We start from the raw sequence: 23847 nt of genomic DNA, 5'->3' as shown, positions 1-23847 counted from the left end.
TTTATAATTTGTCTTGTAGGTATTTCCCAGTAACCGATTTTTTATTAGAAACAATGTCTTCTGGTGTACCAAATGCTACGAGTTTTCCACCATGTTTTCCACCTTCTGGTCCTAGATCAATGATGTAATCTGCACATTTAATTAAATCTATATTATGCTCAATTACAATTATAGAATGGCCTTTTGCAATTAATGCCTGAAAAGATTTTAGCAGCTTTTGTATATCATGAAAATGAAGCCCAGTCGTAGGTTCATCAAAGATAAAGAGGGCGTTATCGCTTTTACTGCCTTTACCTAAAAAGGTTGCCAATTTTATACGTTGTGCTTCACCACCAGAAAGGGTAGAGGATGACTGACCTAAAGTAACATAGCCCAAACCTACATCTTGTAAAGGTTGTAGCTTATTTTGTATTTTAGTTTGCGTATGTGTTTTAAAGAAATCAATAGCATCATCAATTGTCATATTAAGAAGATCGGCAATGGATTTACCTTCAAAATTAACTTCGAGTACTTCTTTTTTAAAGCGTTTTCCGTTACAAGTATCGCAGGTTAAATGTACATCGGCCATAAACTGCATCTCTATAGTAACTTCACCTTCGCCTTTACAAGTTTCGCAACGACCACCATCTACATTAAAACTAAAATGCTTGGCAGCATAGTTGCGTATTTTACTCAGTTTTTGTGCTGCGAATAAGGCGCGAATATCGTCGTAAGCTTTAATATAAGTCACCGGATTAGAACGCGAAGAACGCCCAATAGGATTTTGGTCTACAAATTCCACATGCTTAATGGTACTATAATTACCTTTTATTTCAGTAAACTGACCAGCTTTATCGCTAAACCCGGTAAGTTTTTTTTGTATAACAGGAAATAAAATCTTTTTAATTAATGTACTTTTTCCGCTACCAGAAACTCCTGTAACTACCGTCAACATTTGCAGTGGAAAAGTAACGTCTATGTTTTTTAGATTATTTTCCCGAGCACCAACAATGTCTATATGGTATTTAGATGTTCTACGTTTTGCTGGGACCTCAATCTCTAGTTTGCCATTAAGGTACTTTGCGGTTAATGTATCTGAGGATAGGATATCTTTAAATTTACCTGTAGCAACGACTTCGCCTCCAAAAGTGCCTGCCTCTGGGCCAATATCAATAATTTCATCAGCAGCTTTCATAATATCCTCGTCGTGCTCTACAACAATAACGGTATTGCCTAAATCTCGTAAAGATTTTAAAACCTCGATTAACCGTTCGGTATCTTTAGGATGCAACCCAATACTTGGCTCATCTAATATATACATTGAGCCTACAAGACTACTGCCTAGTGATGTTGCTAAATTAATACGCTGACTTTCTCCGCCAGAAAGGGTATTAGATCTTCTGTTTAAGGTGAGGTAATTTAATCCTACATTAGATAAGAATTCTAATCTGGTATTAATTTCGGTCAATAAGCGTTTGGCAATTTTAGAATCGTATGTATTAAGTTCTAGTGCTTTGAAGAATGAAGACAATTCATTTAATGGTAAATCTACCAAATCTGTAATGGTATATCCATTTATTTTAACATAACTGGCTTCTTCTCTTAAGCGTTTGCCTTTACAAACATTACATTTGGTTTTACCGCGATAACGAGATAGCATTACACGATTCTGAATCTTATAGGCTTTAGATTCTAGCTCAGCAAAGAAGCTGTCTAAGCCTTCAAAATATGTGTTACCAGACCAGATTAAGGCTTTATGCTTATCGCTTAATTCAAAATAAGGTTTATGTATCGGAAAGTTAAACTTGTGCGAATTATTTACCAATTGGTCTCTATACCAACTCATACTTTCGCCTCGCCACGGAAAAATTGCGTTTTCGTAAATAGATAGGGCTGTATTGGGTATTACCAAATCATCATCGATACCGATAACATCACCATAACCTTCACATTTTGAGCAGGCTCCATAAGGATTGTTAAAGCTAAAAAGATGTGCGTTTGGCTCAAGAAAAGTGATACCATCTAATTCAAAACGGTTATTAAAGGTCTTTTGCGTGTTGTCTTTTAAAGCTTCTACGATACAAGTGCCTACACCTTCAAAAAAAGAAGTTTCAACAGCATCTGCCAATCGGTTACGAAAATCGTCATCGTCTTTATAAATTATTCTATCTACGACTAAGTATAAATCCTTGTCTGATTTTATGTTTTCTTGTAATGCATCATCTATACGACGTACGTTGTCTTGGTATTTAATACGTGCATAACCTTGTTGTAAAAGCGTTTGTAATTTGTTTTCAACAGTTCTACCTTCTTCTAGTTGGATTGGGGCGAGTAGTAATAATTTAGAACCGCTTTCAAATTTTGAAATATAATCGACAACATCCGTTACTCTATGTTTTTTTACTTCTTCGCCAGAAATAGGAGAGAAGGTCTTACCAATGCGTGCAAATAATAACTTTAAATAGTCATAAATTTCAGTCGTTGTACCAACTGTTGAGCGCGGGTTTGTAGAATTAACTTTTTGTTCAATGGCAATAGCTGGTGCAATACCTTTAATGTAATCTACTTTAGGTTTGTTAAGTCTTCCCAAAAATTGGCGCGCATAACTACTTAAGCTCTCAACATAACGTCTTTGGCCTTCCGCATATAAAGTATCAAAGGCTAAACTAGACTTGCCAGAACCCGAAAGCCCAGTAATAACAACTAATTTATTTCTTGGTATAACAACATCAACATTTTTTAAATTATGCAGTTTAGCACCTTTAATTATAATATTTTCCTTTGGGTTTACGTCTAGAGTAGTAGTGCTCATTGAGTGTTTATGGTTCTAATTAGGCAAAGATACTACATCTATTTTATCTATAAAAGGAACATTTTAGCCGATAAAATGTTAAAATTTAGTAGTTTTTTTTGTTTTTATGGAATGATTGTTGTTATATTGTAATTGTTATAAACAATAAAATACACCTGCGTATCGCATAATTTTACTTTTAGAAAACTTTAACCCCTTGCTAAGAAGCCCTTGCTTCTTACTACTAAGAGTAATAATTATGAATAAAGAACTTATCCTAGACGCAGAGTTAGTTAGCAACTACATTAACGGTAATGAAAATGCACTTTCGGTATTAATCGGTAGACACAAACAAAAAATTTACAGTTTTATTTATTCTAAGGTATTTGATAGAGACGTTACTGAAGATATTTTTCAGGATACCTTTATTAAGGTGATTAGAACATTAAAGCGCGGCAAGTATAATGAGGAAGGTAAATTTTTACCTTGGGTAATGCGGATAGCTCATAATTTGGTAATAGATCATTTTAGAAAGACTAACAGAATGCCCAAATTTGATAATGCAGGCGAGTTTAGCATCTTTTCCGTCCTAAGTGATTCTAGTTTAAATGCGGAAAAAAGTATGATTAAAGACCAAGTAGAATCTGACGTAAGACGTGTTATAGAAGAGCTTCCTGAAGATCAAAAACAAGTACTTGTTATGCGTATGTACCAAGATATGAGCTTTAAAGAAATCTCAGAACGAACAGGTGTGAGTATTAATACAGCACTGGGTAGAATGCGTTATGCGCTCATTAATATGCGTAAAGTAATTGAGCAAAATAATATAGTATTAACCAATTGATACAATAAAGTGTTTTAAGAGACGTTTTTACCATATACTAACCCATTAATTCTAAATATGGAAAAAATTTACTCTAACGCTACCCCAAAAAATGAAAACCTAAAACCCAAAGACGAAACTATTAGTTTTCTTCTTAATTATTCTAAGGCTTTACGTGTTATAGATTATAATAAATTGAAGTTTGAAGCACTTCTAAATTAGATTAGTTAAAATCCTGATGTTAGGCATCAGGATTTTTTTATGAATAATAATTCTTCATAATTAAAGGTATTGAGGTATTCTTTCTGTAGTTTTTTTAAAAACTGAACTAGTTCTTTATACTTTGGGTGATTTTCTAACAAACCATTATTTAAATTTTCATCGTGCAAAGTTATCACAATATACCAGTGGCCTTTTCGGGATGAATAGTTGTCCTCAAAGGCGGTAATGCCTGTTTTTTCTTTGAGTACAAGATCTGTAGCCACTAAACCTATATTTGCGATTTCATCGCTGCGCTCAGCTTCATAATAGCTTAGCGTATACTTATTATTCTCAATGGTTATTGGAGTGTTTAATCCAACATTAGTATGGTTAAGGCTGTATTTAGTGTTTAGATAATTGTAAAACTCATTAGCATCTTTTGGGTCTTTAAAAATGTAAGAGGTTTCATTTGGCAGTGTGCGCTTAAATTTTTGACCTCTTACTATTTTATAACCTTTGTCCTTAAATTTAGGAGCGATTTTATAAGGAATACAGGACGTTGCTACTATTAATAAAGCTATAGCGATTAAGTTTTTCATAATTGGTAGTTTCCTCAAAAGCAACAAGAATTGTACCGAAAATGAAGTTGAAATCGAAGCCGAAGACGAAATTGAAATTAAATTTTTAAATTTTTAAATTTCCCTTCTTGGGTATAGTCTCTTACGTTTAATAACTTTAGTGACGAAACGATTAAGGGTTGGGTTTATTAGCAAGACAGAAAATAATTCCTATTTCTTCTTTTTATAATAATCCTCTAAAACCGATTTTCTGCCAATAGTCTTAGTAATAATGTCTTTGTCTAAATCCCAACCGCGTGCAGGAGAGTATTCTCGGCCATACCAAATAATTTGTAAGTGTAAATCATTCCAAAGTTCTTTTGGGAATAGGCGCTTAGCATCTTTTTCGGTTTGTACCACATTTTTACCATTAGTTAAATTCCAACGGTACATCAACCGATGAATATGTGTATCTACAGGAAATGCAGGCATACCAAAGGCTTGAGAGAGTACAACTGCTGCTGTTTTATGGCCTACGGCAGGTAAAGCCTCTAATGCTTCATAAGTTTGTGGAACTTTACCATTGTGTTTGTCTATAAGAATATGAGACAAACCATAGATACCTTTACTTTTCATTGGAGATAGCCCTACGGGTTTTATTATTTCTCGAATCTCTTCAACGCTTAGCTTAATCATATCATAAGGATTGTCTGCTCTTTCAAATAATAGTGGTGTTATTTGATTAACACGCACGTCGGTACTCTGTGCAGACATTAAAACCGCAATTAATAGGGTGTAAGGGTCTTTATGGTCTAGTGGAATAGGTATTTCTGGGTAAAATTCCTTTAACGTATTTATAACAAATTGCACCTTTTCTTGCTTGGTCATACATTGTATTTTTGTTGAAACAAAATTAAAGTAATTATGACGCATTTAAAAGTAGGTGATAAAGCACCAGATTTTTCAGCATTAGACCAAGACGGAAATACAGTAAATTTAACGGATTACAAAGGGAAAAAACTTGTTGTTTTCTTTTATCCAAAAGCAAGTACGCCTGGTTGTACTGCAGAAGCTTGTAATTTAAACGATAATTTTGAAAAATTTCAATCCCAAGGTTACGAAATTTTAGGTGTTAGTGCGGACAGTGCAAAGCGTCAGTCTAATTTTAAAAACAAATATGGTTTTCAGTATCCCTTATTGGCAGACGAGGATAAATCTGTAATTGAAGCTTTTGGTGTTTGGGGTCCTAAGAAGTTTATGGGTAAAGAATATGACGGCATTCACAGAACAACGTTTGTAATTGATGAAGATGGTGTTTTAGAAAACGTAATTACAAAGGTTAAAACCAAAGCACATACGGATCAAATTCTAAGTAATTAATTTTGAGTTATGTAATAATAAAAGCGACCTTTTTTGTTTAATAAACTTACAAAAAGGTCGCTTTTTTACAACGAATAGGCGTGCTATTTATGCACAACCTCTTCAGTTTCGCAGCCAAATAAACTCTTTTCTTTAATAATCTTAGCAACACCTTCTGGTAGCATAACTTCCCAACCGTTTTCTCCGTTTGCAATCATTTTAAGAACGGTTCTAGAGAAAACAGATAGTATAGATTTATCAAAATCGTTAATATCTACAACTTTACCATTATATTTAAAGAATTTATAAAGTTCTTTCATTCTAGGGTGAACCTTAAGATTTTCGCTAGTGGTTAAGCTACCATCCTTATTTTCCATTGGATAAAGGTATACTCTAAGATCTTTGTAGAATAATTTACCAAAGGCTTCTAAAATACCACCACTTAAATGGCGGTAATATTTTTCGTCAAAAATATCTACTAGGTTGTTAACGCCTAAGGCTAGACCCATTCTGTTTTTAGAATATTGCGAAAAATACTCAACGAGTTTGTAATATTCTTGAAAGTTGGAGATAAGCACAGTTTGCCCTAAGGAGCAAAGCAATTTGGCTCTGTCCATAAAATCTTGCTCGTCAATTTCTCCTTCGGCACGCAGGTTAGACAAGGTAACCTCAAAAATAACCTGTGTTTTGTCTTTGTTAACCTTATTTTCTTTAATGAACATTTCGTAGGACTTCTCTAACATGTCCATATTCACCTTTGTTACAGGTCTAAAACTTCCTCTTAAAGCTAAAATATTTTTTTTGTAGAGTACTCTTGCAGGTAAGACGTTATTGCCATCTGGTGCAAACATTACGGCATCGGTCATTCCATTTTTAACGAGCTGAAGACTCATTAAACGGTTGTCAACATCTCTAAAAACAGGACCAGAAAAATTTATGGTATCTATTTCTAACTGATCTTTTTCTAAATGGTCGTAAAGATAGCGTAGTAACTTTCTAGGCTGGTTGTATTTGTAAAAGGCACCATAAATTAAATTAGTGCCTAGTTTACCTAGTGTTTCTTGCTGTAATCTTGCATCATTTTCTTTAAAGCGAATATGAATTACAATTTCGTTATATGCTCCTTTAGGTTCTACCTGAAAGCGAATACCAACCCATCCATGACCTTTGTATTTTTTCGCAAAATCAATGGTTGCCACAGTATTAGCATAGGTAAAAAAAATCTTATTAGGATTATTATCTCTAGGGATACGCTCTTCCATTAAGTTGACTTCATGCACCAGCATTTTACGTAGTCTAGCTTCAGTAACGTAGCGTTTGTCATTTTCTATGCCATAGATAGCATCACTAAAGTTTTTGTCGTAAGCGGACATAGCTTTAGCTATAGTGCCAGATGCACCACCTGCTCTAAAAAACTGACGCACAGTTTCTTGGCCTGCGCCAATCTCTGCAAATGTGCCGTAAATGTCTCTGTTAAGATTAATTCTTAAGGCTTTATCTTTGAGTGACGGAATGTTCTCAATTTCAAAATCCCCTTTATACGTTATTTCTTCCATCAATATTGCAATTTCATAGTACAACAAAGGTATTAATTTAGTGTGGCAAACAAAAAAATAAGCTTACTTTTGTTAGAAACTTAAAACCTTTTGAAAGTAACTTTTTTAGGTACTGGGACTTCACAAGGAATTCCAATTATAGCTAGTAATCATCCTGTTTGCTTAAGTAAAGACCCAAAGGATAAAAGACTTCGTGTTTCAATATTGATAGAATGGAGTACCTATACTTACGTTATAGATTGTGGCCCAGATTTTAGGCAACAAATGTTAAGGGCAAACGTCTCTAAATTGGACGGGATAGTTTTTACCCATGAACATGCAGACCATACTATGGGATTAGACGATATCCGTCCATTTTTTTTTAAACAAGGCGCTATACATTTGTACGCGCACCAACGCGTTTTTAAGGCCTTAAAAAAAAGATTTGATTATATTTTTACAACAGCACCAAAGTATCCTGGTGTTCCTAGTGTTGTAGAACACACCATTGAAAATAAACCATTTACTTTGAGTAATTTAGAAGTTATTCCTATTGATGGTTTACATTACAAGCTACAGGTGTTTGGGTTTCGGTTTAAAGATTTTGCCTATCTCACTGATATGAAAACAGTATCTAGTGCAGAAATGAATAAGCTTAAAAATTTAGATGTGCTTGTGGTTAATGCACTTAGAGAAGAACCTCATATATCGCATTTTAACCTTGAGGAAGCACTAGATTTTATAGACATGTTAAAGCCTAAAAAAGCGTACTTAACACATATAAGTCATTTGTTAGGTTTTCATGACGACGTACAACAAAACCTGCCAAAAAACGTTTTTTTGGCATACGATAATTTACAAATTACGATTTAAATATTATGAAGGCACGCGTGTTTATGTACCTGTTTATTTTTTCAGCTTTGCTGATTGTTTTTCAACATGTGAACTCTAAAAATATAATTGACAAATACGAAAAGGATATTAGAAAGTATAAAAAAACTGTAGAAGATAAAGAAAAAGCTGTGGCAACACTAGAAGCTCAAAATTTTGATCTTAGTTATTTTAATATTGAGCATAATGACAATGCTTTAGACTATTTTGTGGCCCAAGGTTATAATGTAGACGAATTAATAAAAGCTATTACCGAAGGTCTTTATAATATGAATGATTATAAAGGAGATGATCATCCTATAGTGCCTTTTGTGTCTTTAACAGGTTCTAAATTGCTGATTAATAAAGTTAGAATTTTAAATCATAGGTGGATTGTTGCAAATTTTACAGATGGAACCTATTGGGGCGAAATTTTTGTAACCTACAGTATCGATGATCATAATGACTTACAGTATAAATTAGCTGAGAGCTTTATATATCCTAAGCTCGATTAAATATACTGCTTTAACCAAGCTTTAAAATCATAAAAATTTTGTGGTGCTACGCCATGGCCAACAGGGTATTCTTTGTAGCTATTATTAATACCTAAGTCGTCTAAAAACTTTGGTGTTTTTTTTGCCCAATCTATAGGGATTACTTGGTCTACAGAACCATGAGAACAAAAGAAGTTTAAGTGCGCTACATCTTTATTTTTAATTTGATCTGGTAAAATAGCTTCATTAATATAGCCGCTTAATGCTACTATATTCTTTATTTTTTTAGGATATCTAAGTGCAACGGCATAACTTAATATAGAACCTTGGCTAAACCCTAAAAGTGTAACGTTTTTTGAATCTACAGGGTAGGTGCTGCAAGCATAGTCAATAAATTCTGATATTAAGTTTACCGACTGTTTGGCTTGTTCATCGTCGCTCCATTTTCCGTTTACAGCGTCAAAATTTATAGCATACCAAGCATTTCCATAGGGCTGCATAGGGTATGGAGCTTGTAAAGAAATTATAAATAATTCATCAGTAAGTTCTGGTGCAAATGAAAATAAATCATTTTCATCACTTCCATAGCCATGACACATAATTAAAAGCGGTGCATTTTCTTTTAGCGATGATGCCCTTGTGATATAATTAAGTTTAGTCATAGTCTCTATTGTCCTATAGTTTTAAATACGTTCTGAAAGATTTTGCCAAGCAGTGGAATTATGTTGGTTTTACCTGTAATGGCTCCAAAGATGCCGTAGAGGTATAAGACAGAAAAAAATATCCAAAAAGACATGCTCACCATCATGCTATCAAAACTACTAACTACCGATGCAATCATAATATAGAGTAGGCCTAAGCCAAGGGCTTGTCTTAGATGAAAATAGGTAAACGGATTCTTTTTATCTTGGTTCATAATAAAGGCGATCAGAGTACCTAACAACGTTAAATAGGCCACTAAACTCATAGTTTTGCCTTCGTCAATTGTTCTTTGGTTCATATTACTTTAAGACGATTTTGTTGTTGGCAATAATACCGTAGGTTTTTCCTTTGAGCGTCATACCTAAGAAAGCACTATTTTTAGATCTTGAGGTTATATCTGATTTTACAAATTGATAAGTGCTTTCAGGATTAAACAGTGTGAGGTCAGCCGTCTCACCTTCGCTTATAGTGTTTTGTAAAACACCAAAACGGGCTTTGCCTTGAGTGAGTAAACTAATTGCTTTTTTTGTAGTGAAAACTGTTTGAAGCGCACCAAAAGCAGATTCTAAACCAATAGTTCCGTATTTGGCATGGTCAAATTCTAACTTTTTATCTTCAATATCTATTGGATTGTGGTCTGTGGTTACCATATCTATTGTGCCATCTTTTAAGCCTTCTATTAAAGCATTACAATCTTTTTGAGTTCTTAATGGCGGTAGTACTTTGTATCTGGTATCAAAATCATTTAAACGATCATCTGTAAGAATTAGGTTATGAATGGCTACACTGCAAGTAACGTCTAGCTTTTGCGCTTTTGCGGCTCTAATCAGTGCTACGGATTTTTCTGTGGATATAGTTGGGATGTGGAGTTTGCCTCCGGTATATTCTAACAAAAATAAATCTCTGGATACGTGCAATTCTTCTGCTAGCGAAGGGTTTCCTTTTAAGCCTAAACGTGTACTGTTAATATTTTCATTTACAATGCCCAATCCCGATATCTTTGATTCTTGAGGGAAAGAACATACTAATCCATTAAAATTGCTTGCGTATTGTAGTGCAATTTTCATTAGATTAGGATTACTTACAGGTTTTTGATAATCATAAAATGCCACAGCTCCTGCGTTCTGCATATCGTAGAGTTCTGCTAAATCTTCACTTTCGCTAGCCATGGTTAAAGCACCAATAGGGTAGAGGCTTGTCGCTTTATTTTGAGCTTTAGATTTTACAAATGTAATGTCTGCATAGCAGTCAATCACAGGATTAGAGTTGGCATTTAAGGCTATAGCGGTAAAACCAGATTCCGCAGCGGTTTTTAGACCATTATCTATGGTTTCGCGTTCTTCATAGCCAGGTTCACCAAAGGATACGCTACTATCGAACCAACCTTTTGAAACATGAAGGTTGTCTAATGCTAGCTCTTGGTAATTATTAGAATTAGAAATACGCTTAGAAATCTTAGAAATACGGCCTTTTTCAATTAAAATATCTACCGTTTCGTTGTGAAAATCACTTTTAGAATCAACGATAGTGGCAGATTTTATGAGTGCGTTCATTTAAGATATTTTAGTAGAAGTATTTCTATAATTAAAAATACTAGCGCAAAAATAACAAACCATTTCCATAGTGCATTAATAGTTGTGTTACTTTTTATGTCATTTATAGTTGAAGCTAAACTATTGTCTGCAGAAGCGCCTTTAATGGCTTCAATATCATGGTAATTAAGATCGCTCTCGTTTCTTTTGTAATTAAAACTTAATTTCTGCAAAAGGGTTTCTTTATTTTTTACATTTAAAATTCCTGCGGTATTGGGATAATCTTCAGTTTCTAAGACTACAGACTTGCTGTATGTTTTTTGCAACGGAATTACCGAAGCGTCATCAGAGGATAATGTTAATATATCATCTTGACCCAAAGTAGCATTTACGGCTATCTTATTGGGTTGTGCTATGGTGTAATAAAGCTCTGGTAATTTTAAGCTTTGTTTACCAATATTGTATAGAACAGGTACAATTAATGGTGAATTTTTAAAGTTTGAATTTTTAATGTTTAACGCAGACGAAAAAGCGTATGCTCCAAAATTTCCTGATAAAAAAGGACTACCATCTTCATAAGATAAAATGCTATTAGTTGTAGATGTTAAAGTATATGATCGTTCTGCCTTTGGGTATTGAAAGTTTGTGACTTTAGAGTAAAACGCATTTGTTAAAAGCGGATGATTATAATTAATTGTCGTTATACGTTTTACGGTATTGTATAACGCTTTAAAGTATGGAATTTTTAAAGTTTTAAATAGTTGATTGTAAGCACCTAAGTTTATGCTATTTGATGGTGTAATTAATATGTGTCCACCATCTTCTTTAAACCTGTATAATGCCATTTTTAGGGCTTCGGAAATTGTTTCGAGTTCATTTAAAACTATTAAATTTTGATCGGGAATGAGATTGAAATTTAAAGCCTTAAGATTAAATGATTGATAGTTAAATTCATCAGTCGTATAAATACGTCTTAAAAAATTATCAGGCGTATTTTCATTTATAGCCAACACCTTAATTTTTGGTTTCGCACTTATATTAAAATAAAATGTGTTGTCATACTGCAATCCAACATCTTCAATAACTAATTTTCCGTTAATTATAATGTTATTAGGTATAGTAAAAGTGGCTTCTGCGTTATTATTAATATCTACCGCACTTTTTGCTAATAAAGTCTCTTCATTAAATAATGAAATAGTAACATTCTCTACAGATGTTCCCTGATTAGAGAGTTTTACATTAAGATCTAAGGTTTCTGCTGTGGTGTTTGCTATGTACACACTATCAATACTAATATTACTTGCTAATACCGACTTAGGTTGCACTAACTTTAGATTAAAACTACTATCCGTTTCAAATATTAACGGAGTGTCTTTTGTTTGAAAGTCGGACACCAGTACAAGATTCTTAGTAGACGTACCATCTTTTGAAAATAATTGTTTTCCTTTTAATATAAGTGCATCATAATTGAGTTGTGTCGGTGAGAAATTCAACTGAATTAAATCATTTTTTAAGGCCTTAATTGTGGTGTTTTTGAACGTTTGAGTATTTGTAAAGAGACTAAAGTCTTCATCCTCTGGTAACGTGTTAATGATATCTTGTATAGCTTCATTTAACAGTGTTCCATTCTTTCCTTTAGCTTGCATACTATAGGAATTATCTAAATAAATAACCGTTTCTTGGGTGTCATTAAAATTCTCGGTATTTGGTATAAAAGGTTGTGCAAATGCTATAATGGCAGATGCCAAAATGAACATGCGAGTTAACAACGTTAACCATTTCTTTAATTGCGAGCTTTTGCGTGTTTGCAGTTTTACAGCTTTAAGAAATTTTACGTTGGTAAACTGAACTTTTTGAAAACGACGTAGCTGAAATAAATGAATAAGAATAGGAATAACTAGTAAAAAAAGCGCGTAAAGTAATTCGGGATGTTTAAACTGCATTCCTGTGGTCTAGGATTATTATTTAAGCCAAATATATAAAATGAAAAACGATAAAAGTATTTCGCTTTTGAGAATTTTAACAAAAGAAAAAATAATCAGTCATAGCGTGCATGTTCTGCTTTTTAAAATAGGCTTTGATGTCGTTTTGTTCGTCTTCATTTGCGACAGTTACAATACTTTGCGGTTGCTTTAGCTCTGTGATGTAGTTAAAATTTAAAAGTTCTTGTTCGTAAATATGCTTTCCAATTTTCTTTTCATTATCGCAAATCCAATAAAATGGGATATTATTTTTAATAAGAAGTTTAGCAACCGTTTTTCCTTTGTTTCCGGCTCCCCAAATGGTTAGTGGTCGTTTAGAGTCATAATCTAACTCTAGGAAGTAGTGCACTTTTATGTCTAGGAAATAATTGATAGCATAATGCTCGTGGGTTCGAGATGTTCTTGTGCTGTAATCTCGCCAGTGGAGCAATATTTTATCGCAAGGAATACATTTGTAATTGGCTTTGTAAAATCGAAATGTTAAATCGTAATCTTCTGGGTAGCGATTGGGATTAAAACCATCGCAGGCTATAAAATCTTTACGATGAAGCATCCAGCACGGAGACGGAACTACACATTCCTTATAGATTTCAGAATAATTGCTTCCGGTTTTAGTTAATTGATTAATCCAGTGTTCATAGCGCGCATAGCCATCACTTACACCATCTGCTCTAAAGTACTTTACTTGTCCTACAGCTAAATGTTTTTTTCCATATTTTAATAAACTGTTTAGCATTGTTTCTAAACGATGTGGAGTCATAATATCGTCACTATCCATTCTTGTGATATAATCCCCTGTGCTGTGAGTAAATGCTGTTTGCAATGCAGGAATTATCCCAGTACTCTTGTTTTTATGGAGCTTTATGCGCGCGTCAGTTTTTGAAGCTTTATTTATAATTTGATGAGAATTATCGGTAGAATTATCATCTATAAATATAGCTTCCCAGTGTTTATATGTTTGGTTTGTAATAGATTCTGTACATTCTAATATAAAAGCTTCTGTATTTTTAAAAGGTATTAATATGCTAATTAAGTTCTGCGACATAGCACGAATTTAATAAAACCCTTAGATTTAAGACCTAAAGATTGTAGATTTGTCTTTCAATAAAAAAAAATAACTATAATGAAGAATTTTGTAGCCATTTTGGGCTTAAGTGCCCTTCTGGTAGGTTGTGGATCGGCCAAACCAAAAGTAGATGATTTAGCTTTAAATAATCCTATTGAGACAGCTTTAGATTTAACTGCAGTTGTAAATGATAAAGTCCCAGTTACTATTAATCCTGGTCGTTTTACTACCGAGACTGTAACTTACAGGTTACCACGCGTAGTGCAGGGTACTTATTCGGTAAGTGATTTTGGTAAATATGTAGATGATCTAAAAGCGTTAGATTATGATGGTAAAGAGCTTAAGGTTAAAAAAATAGATACAAATACTTGGACTATTGCTAACGCAACAAAACTCGATAAGTTAACCTATTATGTTAACGATACCTTTGATATAGAGTCCACAGGTGGTATTGGAGGAGAAAACCCATTTTCGCCGGCAGGTACTAATATTGAAGACGATAACTATGTATTAAACCTACATGGATTTATTGGTTATTTTGATTCTTTAAAAAATAATCAATATACCTTAAACGTCACTGCTCCAGCAACGTTTGTTAGAACTTCGGCCTTGCAAGGTAGAGGTGAAACATCTAGCCCAGACGGAAAGTCTATTACCAGCAGTTATTCTGCTGAGCGCTATTTTGATATTACGGATAATCCAATGATGTATGGTAAATTAGATGTTGAAGAATTTATGGTTGGTGATATTAAGATTGTGCTGAGTGTATATTCACCAAATAAAGTACATACGGCTGCAAGTCAAAAAGAGACCGTTTATAAAATGATGCAAGCACAAAAAGAGTATTTAGGCGCTGTTAATAGTACACCACGTTATGATATTTATTTGTATTTATCTGACGGGTCTGAGACTGCTCCAAAAGGTTTTGGTGCTTTAGAGCATCATACGTCTACAGTTGTTGTTTTACCAGAATCATCTAGCAAAGAAGGTTTGGCTGCCTCAATTATTGATGTTGTGGCACACGAGTTTTTTCATATTGTAACTCCATTATCTGTGCATTCTGAAGACGTCCATTTTTTTGATTATAATAAACCAACCTTCTCTAAACATTTATGGATGTATGAAGGGGTTACCGAATATTTTGCACAGCATTTTCAGGTATACGAAGGTTTAGTAGAACCAAGTACTTTCTACAATACAATAATGGGTAAAATAGCAACATCTAAGAATTTAGATGATGCTATGAGTTTTACGATTATGAGTGAAAATATATTAGAAGAACCCTACGCTTCTAATTATTACAATGTTTACATGAAGGGTGCACTAATCGGTATGTGTATTGACATTTTAATGCGCGAAGGAAGTGACGGTAATAGAAGTATGTTATCCTTAATGAAAGCGTTATCGGCTAAATATGGGAAGGAAAAACCATTTGTAGACGATAATATTATTGCAGAAATAACAGAAATGACTTACCCAAGTGTAGGTGAATTTTTAAAGACACATGTAGAAGGTGATGTGCCAATTAATTACAACGACTTTTTTACTAAAGTAGGTTTAACTTTAGGAGAAACAGAAGTTGAAACTAACTATATATTTGCTGGTGGACAGAACATTATTTTTGATGCAGATCAAGAAAAGGGAGCTATTTTCTTTTCGCCTGTAGCATTAAAGAATTCATTTTGGAAAGCACAAGGCGTACAAGTTGGCGATGTAATAAAGAAAGTAAATGGCAAAGATTTAACATTACAAAATGCACAGCAAGTTATAGGAGGTATGTTTAGTTGGCAAGCAGGGCAAGATTATAGTTTAGAGTTAGAGCGTAATGGTAAAACTATAAACTTACAAGGTGTATTAGAAAAGGCGACTGCAACGAGCGAATCATTAGTAGAGGATAAGAATGCTACTGATGCGCAAAAAGCATTGCGCAATGCGTGGTTAAAAGGATAGTGTAAATGGTTATAAATTCACATGTTTTACTCAAAAATAACATAAAAAAAGCTTCCAAAACGGAAGCTTTTTTTATTTTTAATTGTAAAGCTAAACGTACTACCCTTATCTATTTCTGAGGAGATAAAAATAGCACCGACTAACTTGTTAATAAGGCTTTTAACTCTGTTAAAACCTATTATGGTGCTAGATTTATTAAAATCGTTTTTAATTGTTTCGAATAATTCAAAAACCCGTTCTTGTTGATGACGTGGTATTACAATACCATTGTCCTCAACACTAAATCTATGATATTGATTTAAAGATTCATAGTTAATTTTAACCTTTCGATCTGTTTTGTAATTATACTTTAAAGCATTATCTACCAGATTTACGAGTATTTGATATAAGGCATATTTATTACTATTTTTCAATTTTATGATTACTATAAATGAGTTTATCACCGGCTTTAAATAATAGTTGTTTTATAGATTTACAAATAGTGTTTAATTCTATGTCTTCTTTTTTCGCCTTTACTAAAGCTGTTGATTTATAGTGTTTTAAAATGCCATCTATATAATCTTTAAGAATGGTGGCAGATCCTTTTATGGAGTTTACATAGTCTTTAGTTTCGTTAGACAATGCACTGTTTTCGTCGTCTTTCATAAGATCTGTTAAAGCCATAATATTGGCTAGAGGAGATTTTAAATCGTGAGAGACATGGCTCGCAAAAGCCTTAAGTTGCTTATTGCGTAACTCAAGTTCTTTTTTACTATCTGCTAAAGTTTTATTTTGCTTTCGTAACTCAAACAAATGCACCACCTGTTTAGAAAGCGTTTTTAAAGCATCTTTTTGTTGTGGAAGTAGTGTTCTAGGCTTATGGTCATAAATACATAAGGCGCCTAAAGAATAGCCTTCTGGGTTTATTAGAGGTACACCAGCATAAAATATGGGTTTGTGTTCTAAAACAAGCGGATTGTCTATAAATCGTTTATCTTTTCTAGCATCTTCAACAATCATAATATCATCTTGCAATATGGTATGACCGCAAAATGAAATATTTCTTGGCGAATTATTAAACGGAATACCATGATGGTTCTATGAGGTTATTGCATAATTAAAACCCCTCAAAAACACCCAAACCGAATAGCGCAAAATCATATTTAACAGGGTCTATAGGATTTAAATTTCTTAGATTAGTATCGAGTTCAGCTAGGGCTTTACCATCATTTTGTTTACGTTTTAAGAGTCCGAGCTTACGAGCCACATTGCCAGAATGCACATCTAACGGACAACTCAATTGAGAAGGTGAGAGGCTTTTCCATATACCAAAATCTACTCCAGAATTATCGTTACGTACCATCCATCGTAAGTACATATTGATACAGTTAATTTAGATAACTAATCAAAATGTATAAATTCATCTCTCAACAATTTTATACCTAAATCATAGTCACCACCTACGACCTCCAGACCTTCAAAATCGTCATCGATAGTCCATCCCATTTCTTGCGCTAACTCTTTATCTTCTTGCAACTCTTCTTCATTAGTAGCACTTTTCCTGTACCTCGTTAACAATAGCCAATTCATTGCCGTCCTATTAGTAGTAAATAAAAAACGTTCATTAGACAGCTTGTAATCAATTTGGAATATATAATACCCTTTTCCAAAATCGTCAATATTCCAATGTACTGTAATCCTTTTTATTAGTGAATGTACTAATGCTTTTAGGTCAGTGAAGTCAATATTATCCGTGTAATCTTCAAATATCTGTTTTATGCGTTCTCTTCTTGTCTCATTATTTGCAACCGCTAGCTGTTCCTGTATTGCTACAATTTCTTCTTTGTTCTGCTGTATCTGCTTTTTGACATTGAGGTAATTTTCTTTTACAAACGGGTCATCTGTAAAATCTGGGTCAAGCAATCTTTCACCTGCTAGTTTCAACTTTTTTTCCAAAATTCCAGACAAATTTTGTTTATCACTCAGTCTTTTTTGAAGTTTTGACTGTTCTGTACTTTCAGTTTTTTGCTCTAACAAACCTTTTTTAAAATCTTCTTTATGGAATAGGTGCTTCACGATAAACGTTTCAATTTTGGCTAAACTGATACCTCTACTTAGGGTACAGCTAGAATTGGGTGGTCTTCGACCCGTACACTTGTATGCATTATCGTTTCCTTTGGGGCGTTTTTTACCCCTATATTCCTTACCGCAGTGACCACAATAAATGATACCATTAAGTAAATAACTGTATTCTGGGCGTTTACCAACGTTCTTTTTATTTTTCTTTAAATTTTTGTTTACAGCTTCCCATTGGTCAACCTCAACAATAGCAGGTATATCAAAATATTCATCCTTCCATTTCCGTTTTCCTTTGTACACTGTATTTACAATCATATCGTAAATTACATTTCCACGCCATTTAACGGCTTCTTTGGAATGTTCTGTTATGTTCTTGGTGTATTTGTCTATTCGTGTTATCGTGCCTTTAAATCGATTAAATTTTGTTGGAGTATTTTCCTTGTTGAGTATGTTGGCTATGGTGTAAGTGCCATTTCCTTCTAAAGATAAGTTGTAAATCCTTCTGATAACTTCGGCTTCCTCTTGGACAACCTCATAGAAACCATTTTTATCACGTTGATAGCCGTAGGGCAGCAATCCGTGCGTCTTTCCATTAGAAACATTCTTGTAATGTGCTAGTTTAACCTTCTGGCTTGTAAGTGATGCGTACAATTCGTTTGAAGCACTTAAAACCTGTGTTAAAAATTTGTTGTTTGGGTCTTCGAGATTAAATTCCTGTCCATTAGGATAGTACAAACATTTTCGTTCAATCATTATGTGAACAAATAAATTCCAGACCATTGAGTTACGCTCTATTCTAGACTGGTCAATAGCATAAACTGCTGTAATACGCCCCTTGTCAATATCATCGTATAATCTCGCAAAACTTGGTCTGTCCTTTATTTCATTTTTCGTACCACTTATGGCTACATCCTCATAAATCTCTGGATTGTCATAACCCAAGGACTTTGCAAAGGATAATCCTTCTTCACGTTGCACCTCGATTGATGCGCTCTTATCGTTGCTACCACTTCTTCGGCAATAAATTCCTAGCATTAAATAAAAATTTACTCAAAAATATTAAAATAGCTTATACGGTTGATATAGATGGTAGTATTTATTTTAAAATGAAATGGATAAACTACAAGACCAAATACGGCTAAAGCAAACGGAACTCAATCTAGCAACTGATGCAAACAAAAAATCCTCAATTCAAAATCAACTGAGAATACTCAGATTTAGACTTGAAATTGAGGAAATTAGAGATAAAATCAATCGTATTGAACAGCTTTAAGCACTTCCTATCCGTTCCAGATAATCACCGTCATTTTTTAGGTTATTCCCCATTATATCCCAGTCCTCACCCCTAAAACCATTCTTGCAGATGTAGAATATGCCGGCTTTTTCTCTTTGAAATGGTTGTACATCTATTCTAGCCTTCGGCACACTGCGTTCTAACATTTGTTTCAATATATCTGATGAAACACCTGCTTTTACAACACAATGGTTGTGATATCCTTTCCTATTTGTAAATGGTTCAGAAACAAAGAACATACGTGTATCACCACTAAATGCATAATCATCAATCGTACTATAAGCCTTACTCATAAATTCATAACAGATTTTATTTGAAAAGTCCGCTTCATAGGCTATAGTCACAAAGTAATCCCATTCCAAATAACTCAACTTTCTTTCAAATGACCTATGACTATTCAAGCATTCTATGGTATTTTTCATTTGCTTATTAGTTTCTATTATGGAATACACAGTATCACTAACAAATTCACTTAAAAATCTATAACTATGTAAATATGGTCTTTGGTCTAACTTGAATAATCTGGTATTACCCTCATTTATAAATTTACTTCTACGTCTATTTACTGTTTCAGTACAGATATTTCCTATATCTGCTATTTCTTTTGTGGTATAAAAATCTTTTACTATCATATTTCTCTTTTTCTTTAACAATTAGGTACAATAATCCCTTATACAAGGATAAATAGTACTCAATGCTACAATCGTAGTAAAAAAACATACAAGTGTCAATGAAAAACACAGGTAATTCGTAAATTTTTAGTGAATAGTTTATCTAAAACGACTTTTGTTGCCTTAAATCTAAATATTTGACAAAAAGTGCTAGAAATTTTTTTGACTAATCTATCCTATCCAAATTATCGATTTTTAATCAATGGTATTCTAAGAACGGTGACAGCAAGAAAAAATTTATAGTACGTTTATCAGGTAGGGAGGTACGGTTATCATTAAATATGGTACGATACCTCATCAAATGAATAACAAGTAAAAATAAATGTTAATTTTGGCTCGTGATTAAAACAGTAATAGTTGATGATGAACTAAATGCAAGGGAGTTTCTGGAAAAACTTCTACAACGGTATTTCCCAGACAAATTTGCTATTTGTGCAAAATGTAGTTCAGTAGATGAAGCCTTGCAAGCAATAGATGAGCATAGACCAGACCTCATCTTTTTGGACATACAAATGCCTGATAAAAATGGTTTTGAACTACTAAAAAGCATCGATACCGTAAGTTTTGAGGTTGTCTTCACCACCGCATTCAGTGAATTTGCTATTAAAGCCATAAAGTATAGTGCCTTTGATTACCTACTCAAACCCATAAACTACATTGATTTACTATCTACGGTTAAACGTTTTGAAGCTCAGCAGAGTACTAAACAAAAAGCACATCGTATTGAACTACTACTTAATAATGTAGGTAATTTATCTGCTGATTTTCAAAAGTTAACCATACCTACTGAAACAGGTTTTACCCTAGTCAATAAGTCAAACATTTTGTACGCTCAGGCAGACGATAATTACTGTTTGATATATTTAGTAGATGGAACTACCATAACTGCTTCAAAAACGCTCAAAAGCATTGAAGAACTAATTACTGCACCCAATTTCTTTAGGGTACATAAAAGTTATTTGGTTAATCTTAATTACATCAAACATTTTCATAAGGCTACGATGCAAATTGAATTAGTCAATGCCATTAGAATACCCGTATCACATCGCAAACAATCTTCTTTTGTACAAGCCATTACTCAAAATAGTTAGACTATTTATTCTGTGCCTTTGGTGCAGTCTGGGTTTTGGACAACAATACCCATCCACGCATTTTGATGTTCGAGATGGATTACCTAACAATGCCGTTCGTACAATTTTAAGAGCTTCTAATGGTGTAATTTGGTTGGGTACTGATAATGGAGTAGCACAATTAAAAAACGGCAAAATAAAGCGTTTTACGCATCCAGACTTACCATCTGCAATGGTATGGGATATACAACAGGATGGTGACGGAGCGATATGGCAAGGAACGTATGGTAAAGGACTATTTAAAATCAATGATAGTACCATTACCAAGTATGATACTTCCAATGGACTTATAAGCGACTACATCCGTAAGATATGGGTTAAAGATGGTGCAGTTCTAGTAGGTACTGAGAATGGTTTATCTGTTCTTAAAGATGATAGTTTTACCAACTTTGAAATTACAGAACCAAACGAGAAATTACAGGTGCAAGACTTCTTCGAGTATCGAGATGAGGTCTATTTCATTACGCTTAGAGCAGGTATATACAAGATAAAAAACCTTGCAAGCAACCCTACTATCGGACAGACTACCAATACTAAACACCTTTTTGCACTTGGCACATCTGGAAATCTCGCTTACGTGAGTAAACCCAAAACCATCGACGTTTACAAGATAGAAAATCTCATCTATGGTGGTAAATCATTACGCTCTGTACCTTCAAGTATCGTTTGGGATTATGCACCTGTGAATGAGAATACGGTTTACAGTGCAAACTGGGGCGCACACACCGATGATGGTGGTGCTTACAAATTAGACCTTGACAATTTCCAAAATCAAAATAAATCCTATGGAATACCAAGCACCGCTATTTGGAGTATTCTCTATGATAAGGAATTGGATGTTCTCTATGTAGGAACACTAGATGATGGCTTGTATCGTGTGGATGTTTCCAAAAAAGTATTATACAATCCTACAACTGAAAAGGTAATAGGATTTATGAAAAATGATAGTTTAACCCTTTTAGCAACTGCAAAGCAAGTGAGCATAACGACCTCGCAAAACCATTTTAAGATTGATGCACAAAGCTTTATAAAGCACGCTAAAGATAATTTTAAACCAACTGAAATTTTAGGATTACAAAAATTATATAGGCTGAGAGAAAATATAAATATCTCTAGATTTAAAATTCATTCAGTAAAACAAGTACAGGATAACATTTGGGTGGCAACTAATTTGGGTATTTACAAAGTTGACTTGCTAGGCAATATCAAAGCGTACTATCCTGTTTTGTCCGAAGTCTTTGAGGTTAGACCCGATGGTAAACTCATTGCACCTGTTTTGTATAATGGCGTGTTTGTTTTTAAAAGTTCCACAGAATTTACTTTTTATAAACCTCAACAACACAATACCCCAATCGATGTAAATAGTATCACAACCATAGGTAACACTACTTACTTCCTATCCCGTTTTATTGGGTTGTTTAGCTATGACGGTAACGACTTTAATCATTTGATTAAAGACAAAACCTTATCCTATATGACCACGCCTAATGGTGACGGAAATACATACCTTGCAGAAACTTCTGGAACGATTATAAAATATGACTTAAACAGTAATACTGTTATTGATACGCTTTCGCAAAAGCGTTACAAAGGACAATCCATCCAATTTTTGAAGTATAACAAGGATAGGTTACTCATAGGTACTGAACGTGGTGTAAATATTGTTACCGATAGCACGGAAATACTCATTGACCAAGACCAAGGCATCACAGATTTGTTTGTTCAAAATGCAAGCATTTCAGATAACATCCTTTCTGTCGGCACAAACAGTGGTTACTATTCCATAAACCTCAACAAGTTTGCAATACCCAAAACCGACTTAGACATACAGCTAGACAAGGTCACGGTAAATTATCAACCTTTTACGGTTGACACGAAAACCATTGACCTAAATCCAGACCAAAATACGGTATTGCTTTCCGTTAGTATTCCTAACCATCCGTATCCCAATAAATTAGAATATAGCTATTCAATTGATGGCAATAAGCATATAGCACTTTTAGAACCGAAATTACTGTTACCATTACTGCCATCTGGACAACATAAAGTAAATCTATTAGTAAAGGACTTGCATTATGGTACAACTTACTCACGGAACGTTTTAAATATTCATATTGCACAGCCTGTATATCAACGGTGGTGGTTTTGGATGCTTGTCTCTTTGGGGGTTTCTGGTTTTGTGTTTGGGTGGTTTTACTTTCGCTTAAAGCGAAAAAACAAACAGCAACAACAACTAGCTGAAATAGAACAACGCTTAACTGCAACCAAGCTAGAAGCCTTACAAAGCCAGATGAACCCACATTTTACCTTTAATGCAATGAACAGCATCCAGAACTACATCATTGATAACGATGTGGATAACGCACTGTACTTTATGGGTGAATTTTCTAAGCTAATGCGTGCCACTTTAGACCACTCAGCACAATCCAAAATTACTTTGGAACAGGAACTACAGTACATACAACGCTATGTATTGATTGAAAATATGAGGTTTGGAAACCGAGTACAGTTTGAAATGAATATAGATGACTGTGTAGAACCTAGCGAGACATTTATCTTACCATTGCTTTTACAACCCATTATAGAAAACTGTTTTGAACACGCTTTTACAACTAAAATCGTAAATCCTAAAATTGCTTTGGGTATTGCTGAAATAGGTAATAAACTACAACTTACAGTCACCGACAATGGCAAGGGATTACAGAAAAACAAACAAGCATCCTTACACCAATCCAAAGGCATTAAACTCATTACAGAACGTTTAAACCTTGTACAAAATATACAAAACCCTATTATCATTAAATCGCTCGAAAATGGCACAGCGGTAACGATAACTTTAGATACAGCTACGAT

22 protein-coding genes and 1 pseudogene are annotated in these 23847 nt (G+C 33.9%); 9 read left to right on the top strand and 14 right to left on the bottom strand.

Annotated features, from left to right (window positions below; translation table 11 throughout):
• Window position 1: 1 nt before the first annotated feature.
• On the bottom strand, window positions 2-2791 hold the full coding sequence (gene uvrA / locus Q0800_RS08145; RefSeq protein WP_299128828.1) for an excinuclease ABC subunit UvrA: 2790 nt from the start codon (window positions 2789-2791) through the stop codon (window positions 2-4).
• A gap of 238 nt (window positions 2792-3029) precedes the next feature.
• Between uvrA and Q0800_RS08140 the strand changes: the two genes are divergently transcribed.
• Complete coding sequence (locus Q0800_RS08140; RefSeq protein ID WP_299128827.1) at window positions 3030-3614, top strand: sigma-70 family RNA polymerase sigma factor; 585 nt, start codon at window positions 3030-3032, stop codon at window positions 3612-3614.
• A 57-nt stretch (window positions 3615-3671) separates the two neighbouring features.
• A complete protein-coding gene (locus tag Q0800_RS08135) occupies window positions 3672-3815 on the top strand; it encodes a hypothetical protein (RefSeq protein WP_299128826.1) in 144 nt (47 codons plus the stop codon).
• 26 nt (window positions 3816-3841) lie between these two features.
• Here the strand turns inward: Q0800_RS08135 and Q0800_RS08130 are convergent, their stop codons facing one another.
• Window positions 3842-4393, bottom strand: a complete 552-nt coding sequence (locus Q0800_RS08130; RefSeq protein ID WP_299128825.1) for a hypothetical protein — start codon at window positions 4391-4393, stop codon at window positions 3842-3844.
• Window positions 4394-4582: 189 nt separating this feature from the next.
• Window positions 4583-5239 (bottom strand): endonuclease III, encoded by a 657-nt coding sequence (gene nth / locus Q0800_RS08125; protein WP_299128824.1) that lies wholly within the window; start codon window positions 5237-5239, stop codon window positions 4583-4585.
• 36 nt (window positions 5240-5275) lie between these two features.
• Here nth and bcp point away from each other — a divergent pair, with 36 nt between their 5' ends.
• Entirely contained in the window at window positions 5276-5731 is a 456-nt protein-coding gene (bcp, locus tag Q0800_RS08120; RefSeq protein ID WP_299128823.1) for a thioredoxin-dependent thiol peroxidase, read from the top strand.
• An 83-nt stretch (window positions 5732-5814) separates the two neighbouring features.
• Here bcp and Q0800_RS08115 read toward each other — a convergent pair whose 3' ends face one another.
• A complete protein-coding gene (locus tag Q0800_RS08115; RefSeq protein ID WP_299128822.1) occupies window positions 5815-7266 on the bottom strand; it encodes a TonB-dependent receptor in 1452 nt (483 codons plus the stop codon).
• Between the two features lie 90 nt (window positions 7267-7356).
• Between Q0800_RS08115 and Q0800_RS08110 the strand changes: the two genes are divergently transcribed.
• On the top strand, window positions 7357-8118 hold the full coding sequence (locus tag Q0800_RS08110; RefSeq protein WP_299128821.1) for an MBL fold metallo-hydrolase: 762 nt from the start codon (window positions 7357-7359) through the stop codon (window positions 8116-8118).
• A 68-nt stretch (window positions 8119-8186) separates the two neighbouring features.
• Window positions 8187-8630 carry a hydrolase gene (locus Q0800_RS08105; RefSeq protein ID WP_299128820.1) on the top strand — a complete coding sequence of 148 codons (444 nt, stop codon included), beginning with the start codon at window positions 8187-8189 and terminating at the stop codon, window positions 8628-8630.
• On the opposite strand, the gene Q0800_RS08100 is transcribed toward Q0800_RS08105, so the two are convergent.
• The 5 genes from Q0800_RS08100 to Q0800_RS08080 form a co-directional block, all read right to left on the bottom strand.
• Window positions 8627-9271: an alpha/beta fold hydrolase gene (locus tag Q0800_RS08100; protein ID WP_299128818.1), complete on the bottom strand. Its 645-nt coding sequence runs from the start codon at window positions 9269-9271 to the stop codon at window positions 8627-8629. The genes Q0800_RS08105 and Q0800_RS08100 overlap by 4 nt on opposite strands.
• Window positions 9272-9276: 5 nt before the next feature.
• The gene (locus Q0800_RS08095; protein ID WP_299128816.1) at window positions 9277-9609 is read right to left on the bottom strand and encodes a hypothetical protein; all 333 of its coding nucleotides are present in this window, start codon (window positions 9607-9609) and stop codon (window positions 9277-9279) included.
• 1 nt (window position 9610) lies between these two features.
• Window positions 9611-10864, bottom strand: a complete 1254-nt coding sequence (locus tag Q0800_RS08090) for a dihydroorotase (RefSeq protein WP_299128815.1) — start codon at window positions 10862-10864, stop codon at window positions 9611-9613.
• Window positions 10861-12786 carry a BatA domain-containing protein gene (locus Q0800_RS08085; RefSeq protein WP_299128814.1) on the bottom strand — a complete coding sequence of 642 codons (1926 nt, stop codon included), beginning with the start codon at window positions 12784-12786 and terminating at the stop codon, window positions 10861-10863. The genes Q0800_RS08090 and Q0800_RS08085 overlap by 4 nt, the downstream gene beginning before the upstream one ends.
• 76 nt (window positions 12787-12862) lie before the next feature.
• The gene (locus Q0800_RS08080; protein ID WP_299128813.1) at window positions 12863-13870 is read right to left on the bottom strand and encodes a glycosyltransferase family 2 protein; all 1008 of its coding nucleotides are present in this window, start codon (window positions 13868-13870) and stop codon (window positions 12863-12865) included.
• A gap of 78 nt (window positions 13871-13948) precedes the next feature.
• Between Q0800_RS08080 and Q0800_RS08075 the strand changes: the two genes are divergently transcribed.
• Window positions 13949-15841 carry a peptidase M61 gene (locus Q0800_RS08075; protein WP_299128812.1) on the top strand — a complete coding sequence of 631 codons (1893 nt, stop codon included), beginning with the start codon at window positions 13949-13951 and terminating at the stop codon, window positions 15839-15841.
• Window positions 15842-15867: 26 nt separating this feature from the next.
• On the opposite strand, the gene Q0800_RS08070 is transcribed toward Q0800_RS08075, so the two are convergent.
• The 4 genes and pseudogenes from Q0800_RS08070 to Q0800_RS08055 form a co-directional block, all read right to left on the bottom strand.
• Entirely contained in the window at window positions 15868-16254 is a 387-nt protein-coding gene (locus Q0800_RS08070; RefSeq protein ID WP_299128811.1) for an ATP-binding protein, read from the bottom strand.
• Window positions 16244-16879, bottom strand: a complete 636-nt coding sequence (locus tag Q0800_RS08065) for a histidine kinase dimerization/phospho-acceptor domain-containing protein (RefSeq protein WP_299128837.1) — start codon at window positions 16877-16879, stop codon at window positions 16244-16246. Before Q0800_RS08065 ends, Q0800_RS08070 begins: the two co-directional genes overlap by 11 nt.
• 58 nt (window positions 16880-16937) lie before the next feature.
• Window positions 16938-17204: pseudogene (locus Q0800_RS08060) on the bottom strand (DUF2400 family protein); the annotation flags it as partial.
• Between the two features lie 17 nt (window positions 17205-17221).
• Window positions 17222-18934: a recombinase family protein gene (locus tag Q0800_RS08055; protein ID WP_299128810.1), complete on the bottom strand. Its 1713-nt coding sequence runs from the start codon at window positions 18932-18934 to the stop codon at window positions 17222-17224.
• Window positions 18935-19010: 76 nt separating this feature from the next.
• Here Q0800_RS08055 and Q0800_RS08050 point away from each other — a divergent pair, with 76 nt between their 5' ends.
• Complete coding sequence (locus Q0800_RS08050; RefSeq protein WP_299128809.1) at window positions 19011-19172, top strand: hypothetical protein; 162 nt, start codon at window positions 19011-19013, stop codon at window positions 19170-19172.
• Here Q0800_RS08050 and Q0800_RS08045 read toward each other — a convergent pair.
• Window positions 19169-19594: a hypothetical protein gene (locus Q0800_RS08045; RefSeq protein ID WP_299128808.1), complete on the bottom strand. Its 426-nt coding sequence runs from the start codon at window positions 19592-19594 to the stop codon at window positions 19169-19171. The two genes, Q0800_RS08050 and Q0800_RS08045, sit on opposite strands and share 4 nt — an antisense overlap.
• A gap of 608 nt (window positions 19595-20202) precedes the next feature.
• On the opposite strand from Q0800_RS08045, the gene Q0800_RS08040 reads away from it, so the two are divergent.
• Both Q0800_RS08040 and Q0800_RS08035 read left to right on the top strand, forming a co-directional pair.
• Window positions 20203-20955, top strand: coding sequence for a LytTR family DNA-binding domain-containing protein (locus Q0800_RS08040; protein ID WP_299128807.1), 753 nt, complete (start codon window positions 20203-20205; stop codon window positions 20953-20955).
• Window positions 20885-23847: histidine kinase (locus Q0800_RS08035; RefSeq protein WP_299128806.1), on the top strand; the 2963-nt coding region annotated here is incomplete at its 3' end. The genes Q0800_RS08040 and Q0800_RS08035, both read left to right, overlap by 71 nt.

The sequence above is a fragment of the uncultured Winogradskyella sp. genome, from assembly GCF_937958655.1.
Taxonomy (GTDB): domain Bacteria; phylum Bacteroidota; class Bacteroidia; order Flavobacteriales; family Flavobacteriaceae; genus Winogradskyella.
Note: the sequence above shows the minus strand (reverse complement) of the source record. Positions and strands in the feature narration are given on the sequence as shown.

What these genes read in the sequence shown, in the direction of transcription:
- uvrA (WP_299128828.1), bottom strand. Translation starts at nt 2,791, where the DNA reads ATGAGCACTACTACTCTAGACGTAAACCCAAAGGAAAATATTATAATT.
- Q0800_RS08140 (WP_299128827.1), top strand. Translation starts at nt 3,030, where the DNA reads ATGAATAAAGAACTTATCCTAGACGCAGAGTTAGTTAGCAACTACATT.
- Q0800_RS08135 (WP_299128826.1), top strand. Translation starts at nt 3,672, where the DNA reads ATGGAAAAAATTTACTCTAACGCTACCCCAAAAAATGAAAACCTAAAA.
- Q0800_RS08130 (WP_299128825.1), bottom strand. Translation starts at nt 4,393, where the DNA reads ATGAAAAACTTAATCGCTATAGCTTTATTAATAGTAGCAACGTCCTGT.
- nth (WP_299128824.1), bottom strand. Translation starts at nt 5,239, where the DNA reads ATGACCAAGCAAGAAAAGGTGCAATTTGTTATAAATACGTTAAAGGAA.
- bcp (WP_299128823.1), top strand. Translation starts at nt 5,276, where the DNA reads ATGACGCATTTAAAAGTAGGTGATAAAGCACCAGATTTTTCAGCATTA.
- Q0800_RS08115 (WP_299128822.1), bottom strand. Translation starts at nt 7,266, where the DNA reads ATGGAAGAAATAACGTATAAAGGGGATTTTGAAATTGAGAACATTCCG.
- Q0800_RS08100 (WP_299128818.1), bottom strand. Translation starts at nt 9,271, where the DNA reads ATGACTAAACTTAATTATATCACAAGGGCATCATCGCTAAAAGAAAAT.
- Q0800_RS08095 (WP_299128816.1), bottom strand. Translation starts at nt 9,609, where the DNA reads ATGAACCAAAGAACAATTGACGAAGGCAAAACTATGAGTTTAGTGGCC.
- Q0800_RS08090 (WP_299128815.1), bottom strand. Translation starts at nt 10,864, where the DNA reads ATGAACGCACTCATAAAATCTGCCACTATCGTTGATTCTAAAAGTGAT.
- Q0800_RS08085 (WP_299128814.1), bottom strand. Translation starts at nt 12,786, where the DNA reads ATGCAGTTTAAACATCCCGAATTACTTTACGCGCTTTTTTTACTAGTT.
- Q0800_RS08080 (WP_299128813.1), bottom strand. Translation starts at nt 13,870, where the DNA reads ATGTCGCAGAACTTAATTAGCATATTAATACCTTTTAAAAATACAGAA.
- Q0800_RS08075 (WP_299128812.1), top strand. Translation starts at nt 13,949, where the DNA reads ATGAAGAATTTTGTAGCCATTTTGGGCTTAAGTGCCCTTCTGGTAGGT.
- Q0800_RS08055 (WP_299128810.1), bottom strand. Translation starts at nt 18,934, where the DNA reads ATGCTAGGAATTTATTGCCGAAGAAGTGGTAGCAACGATAAGAGCGCA.
- Q0800_RS08050 (WP_299128809.1), top strand. Translation starts at nt 19,011, where the DNA reads ATGGATAAACTACAAGACCAAATACGGCTAAAGCAAACGGAACTCAAT.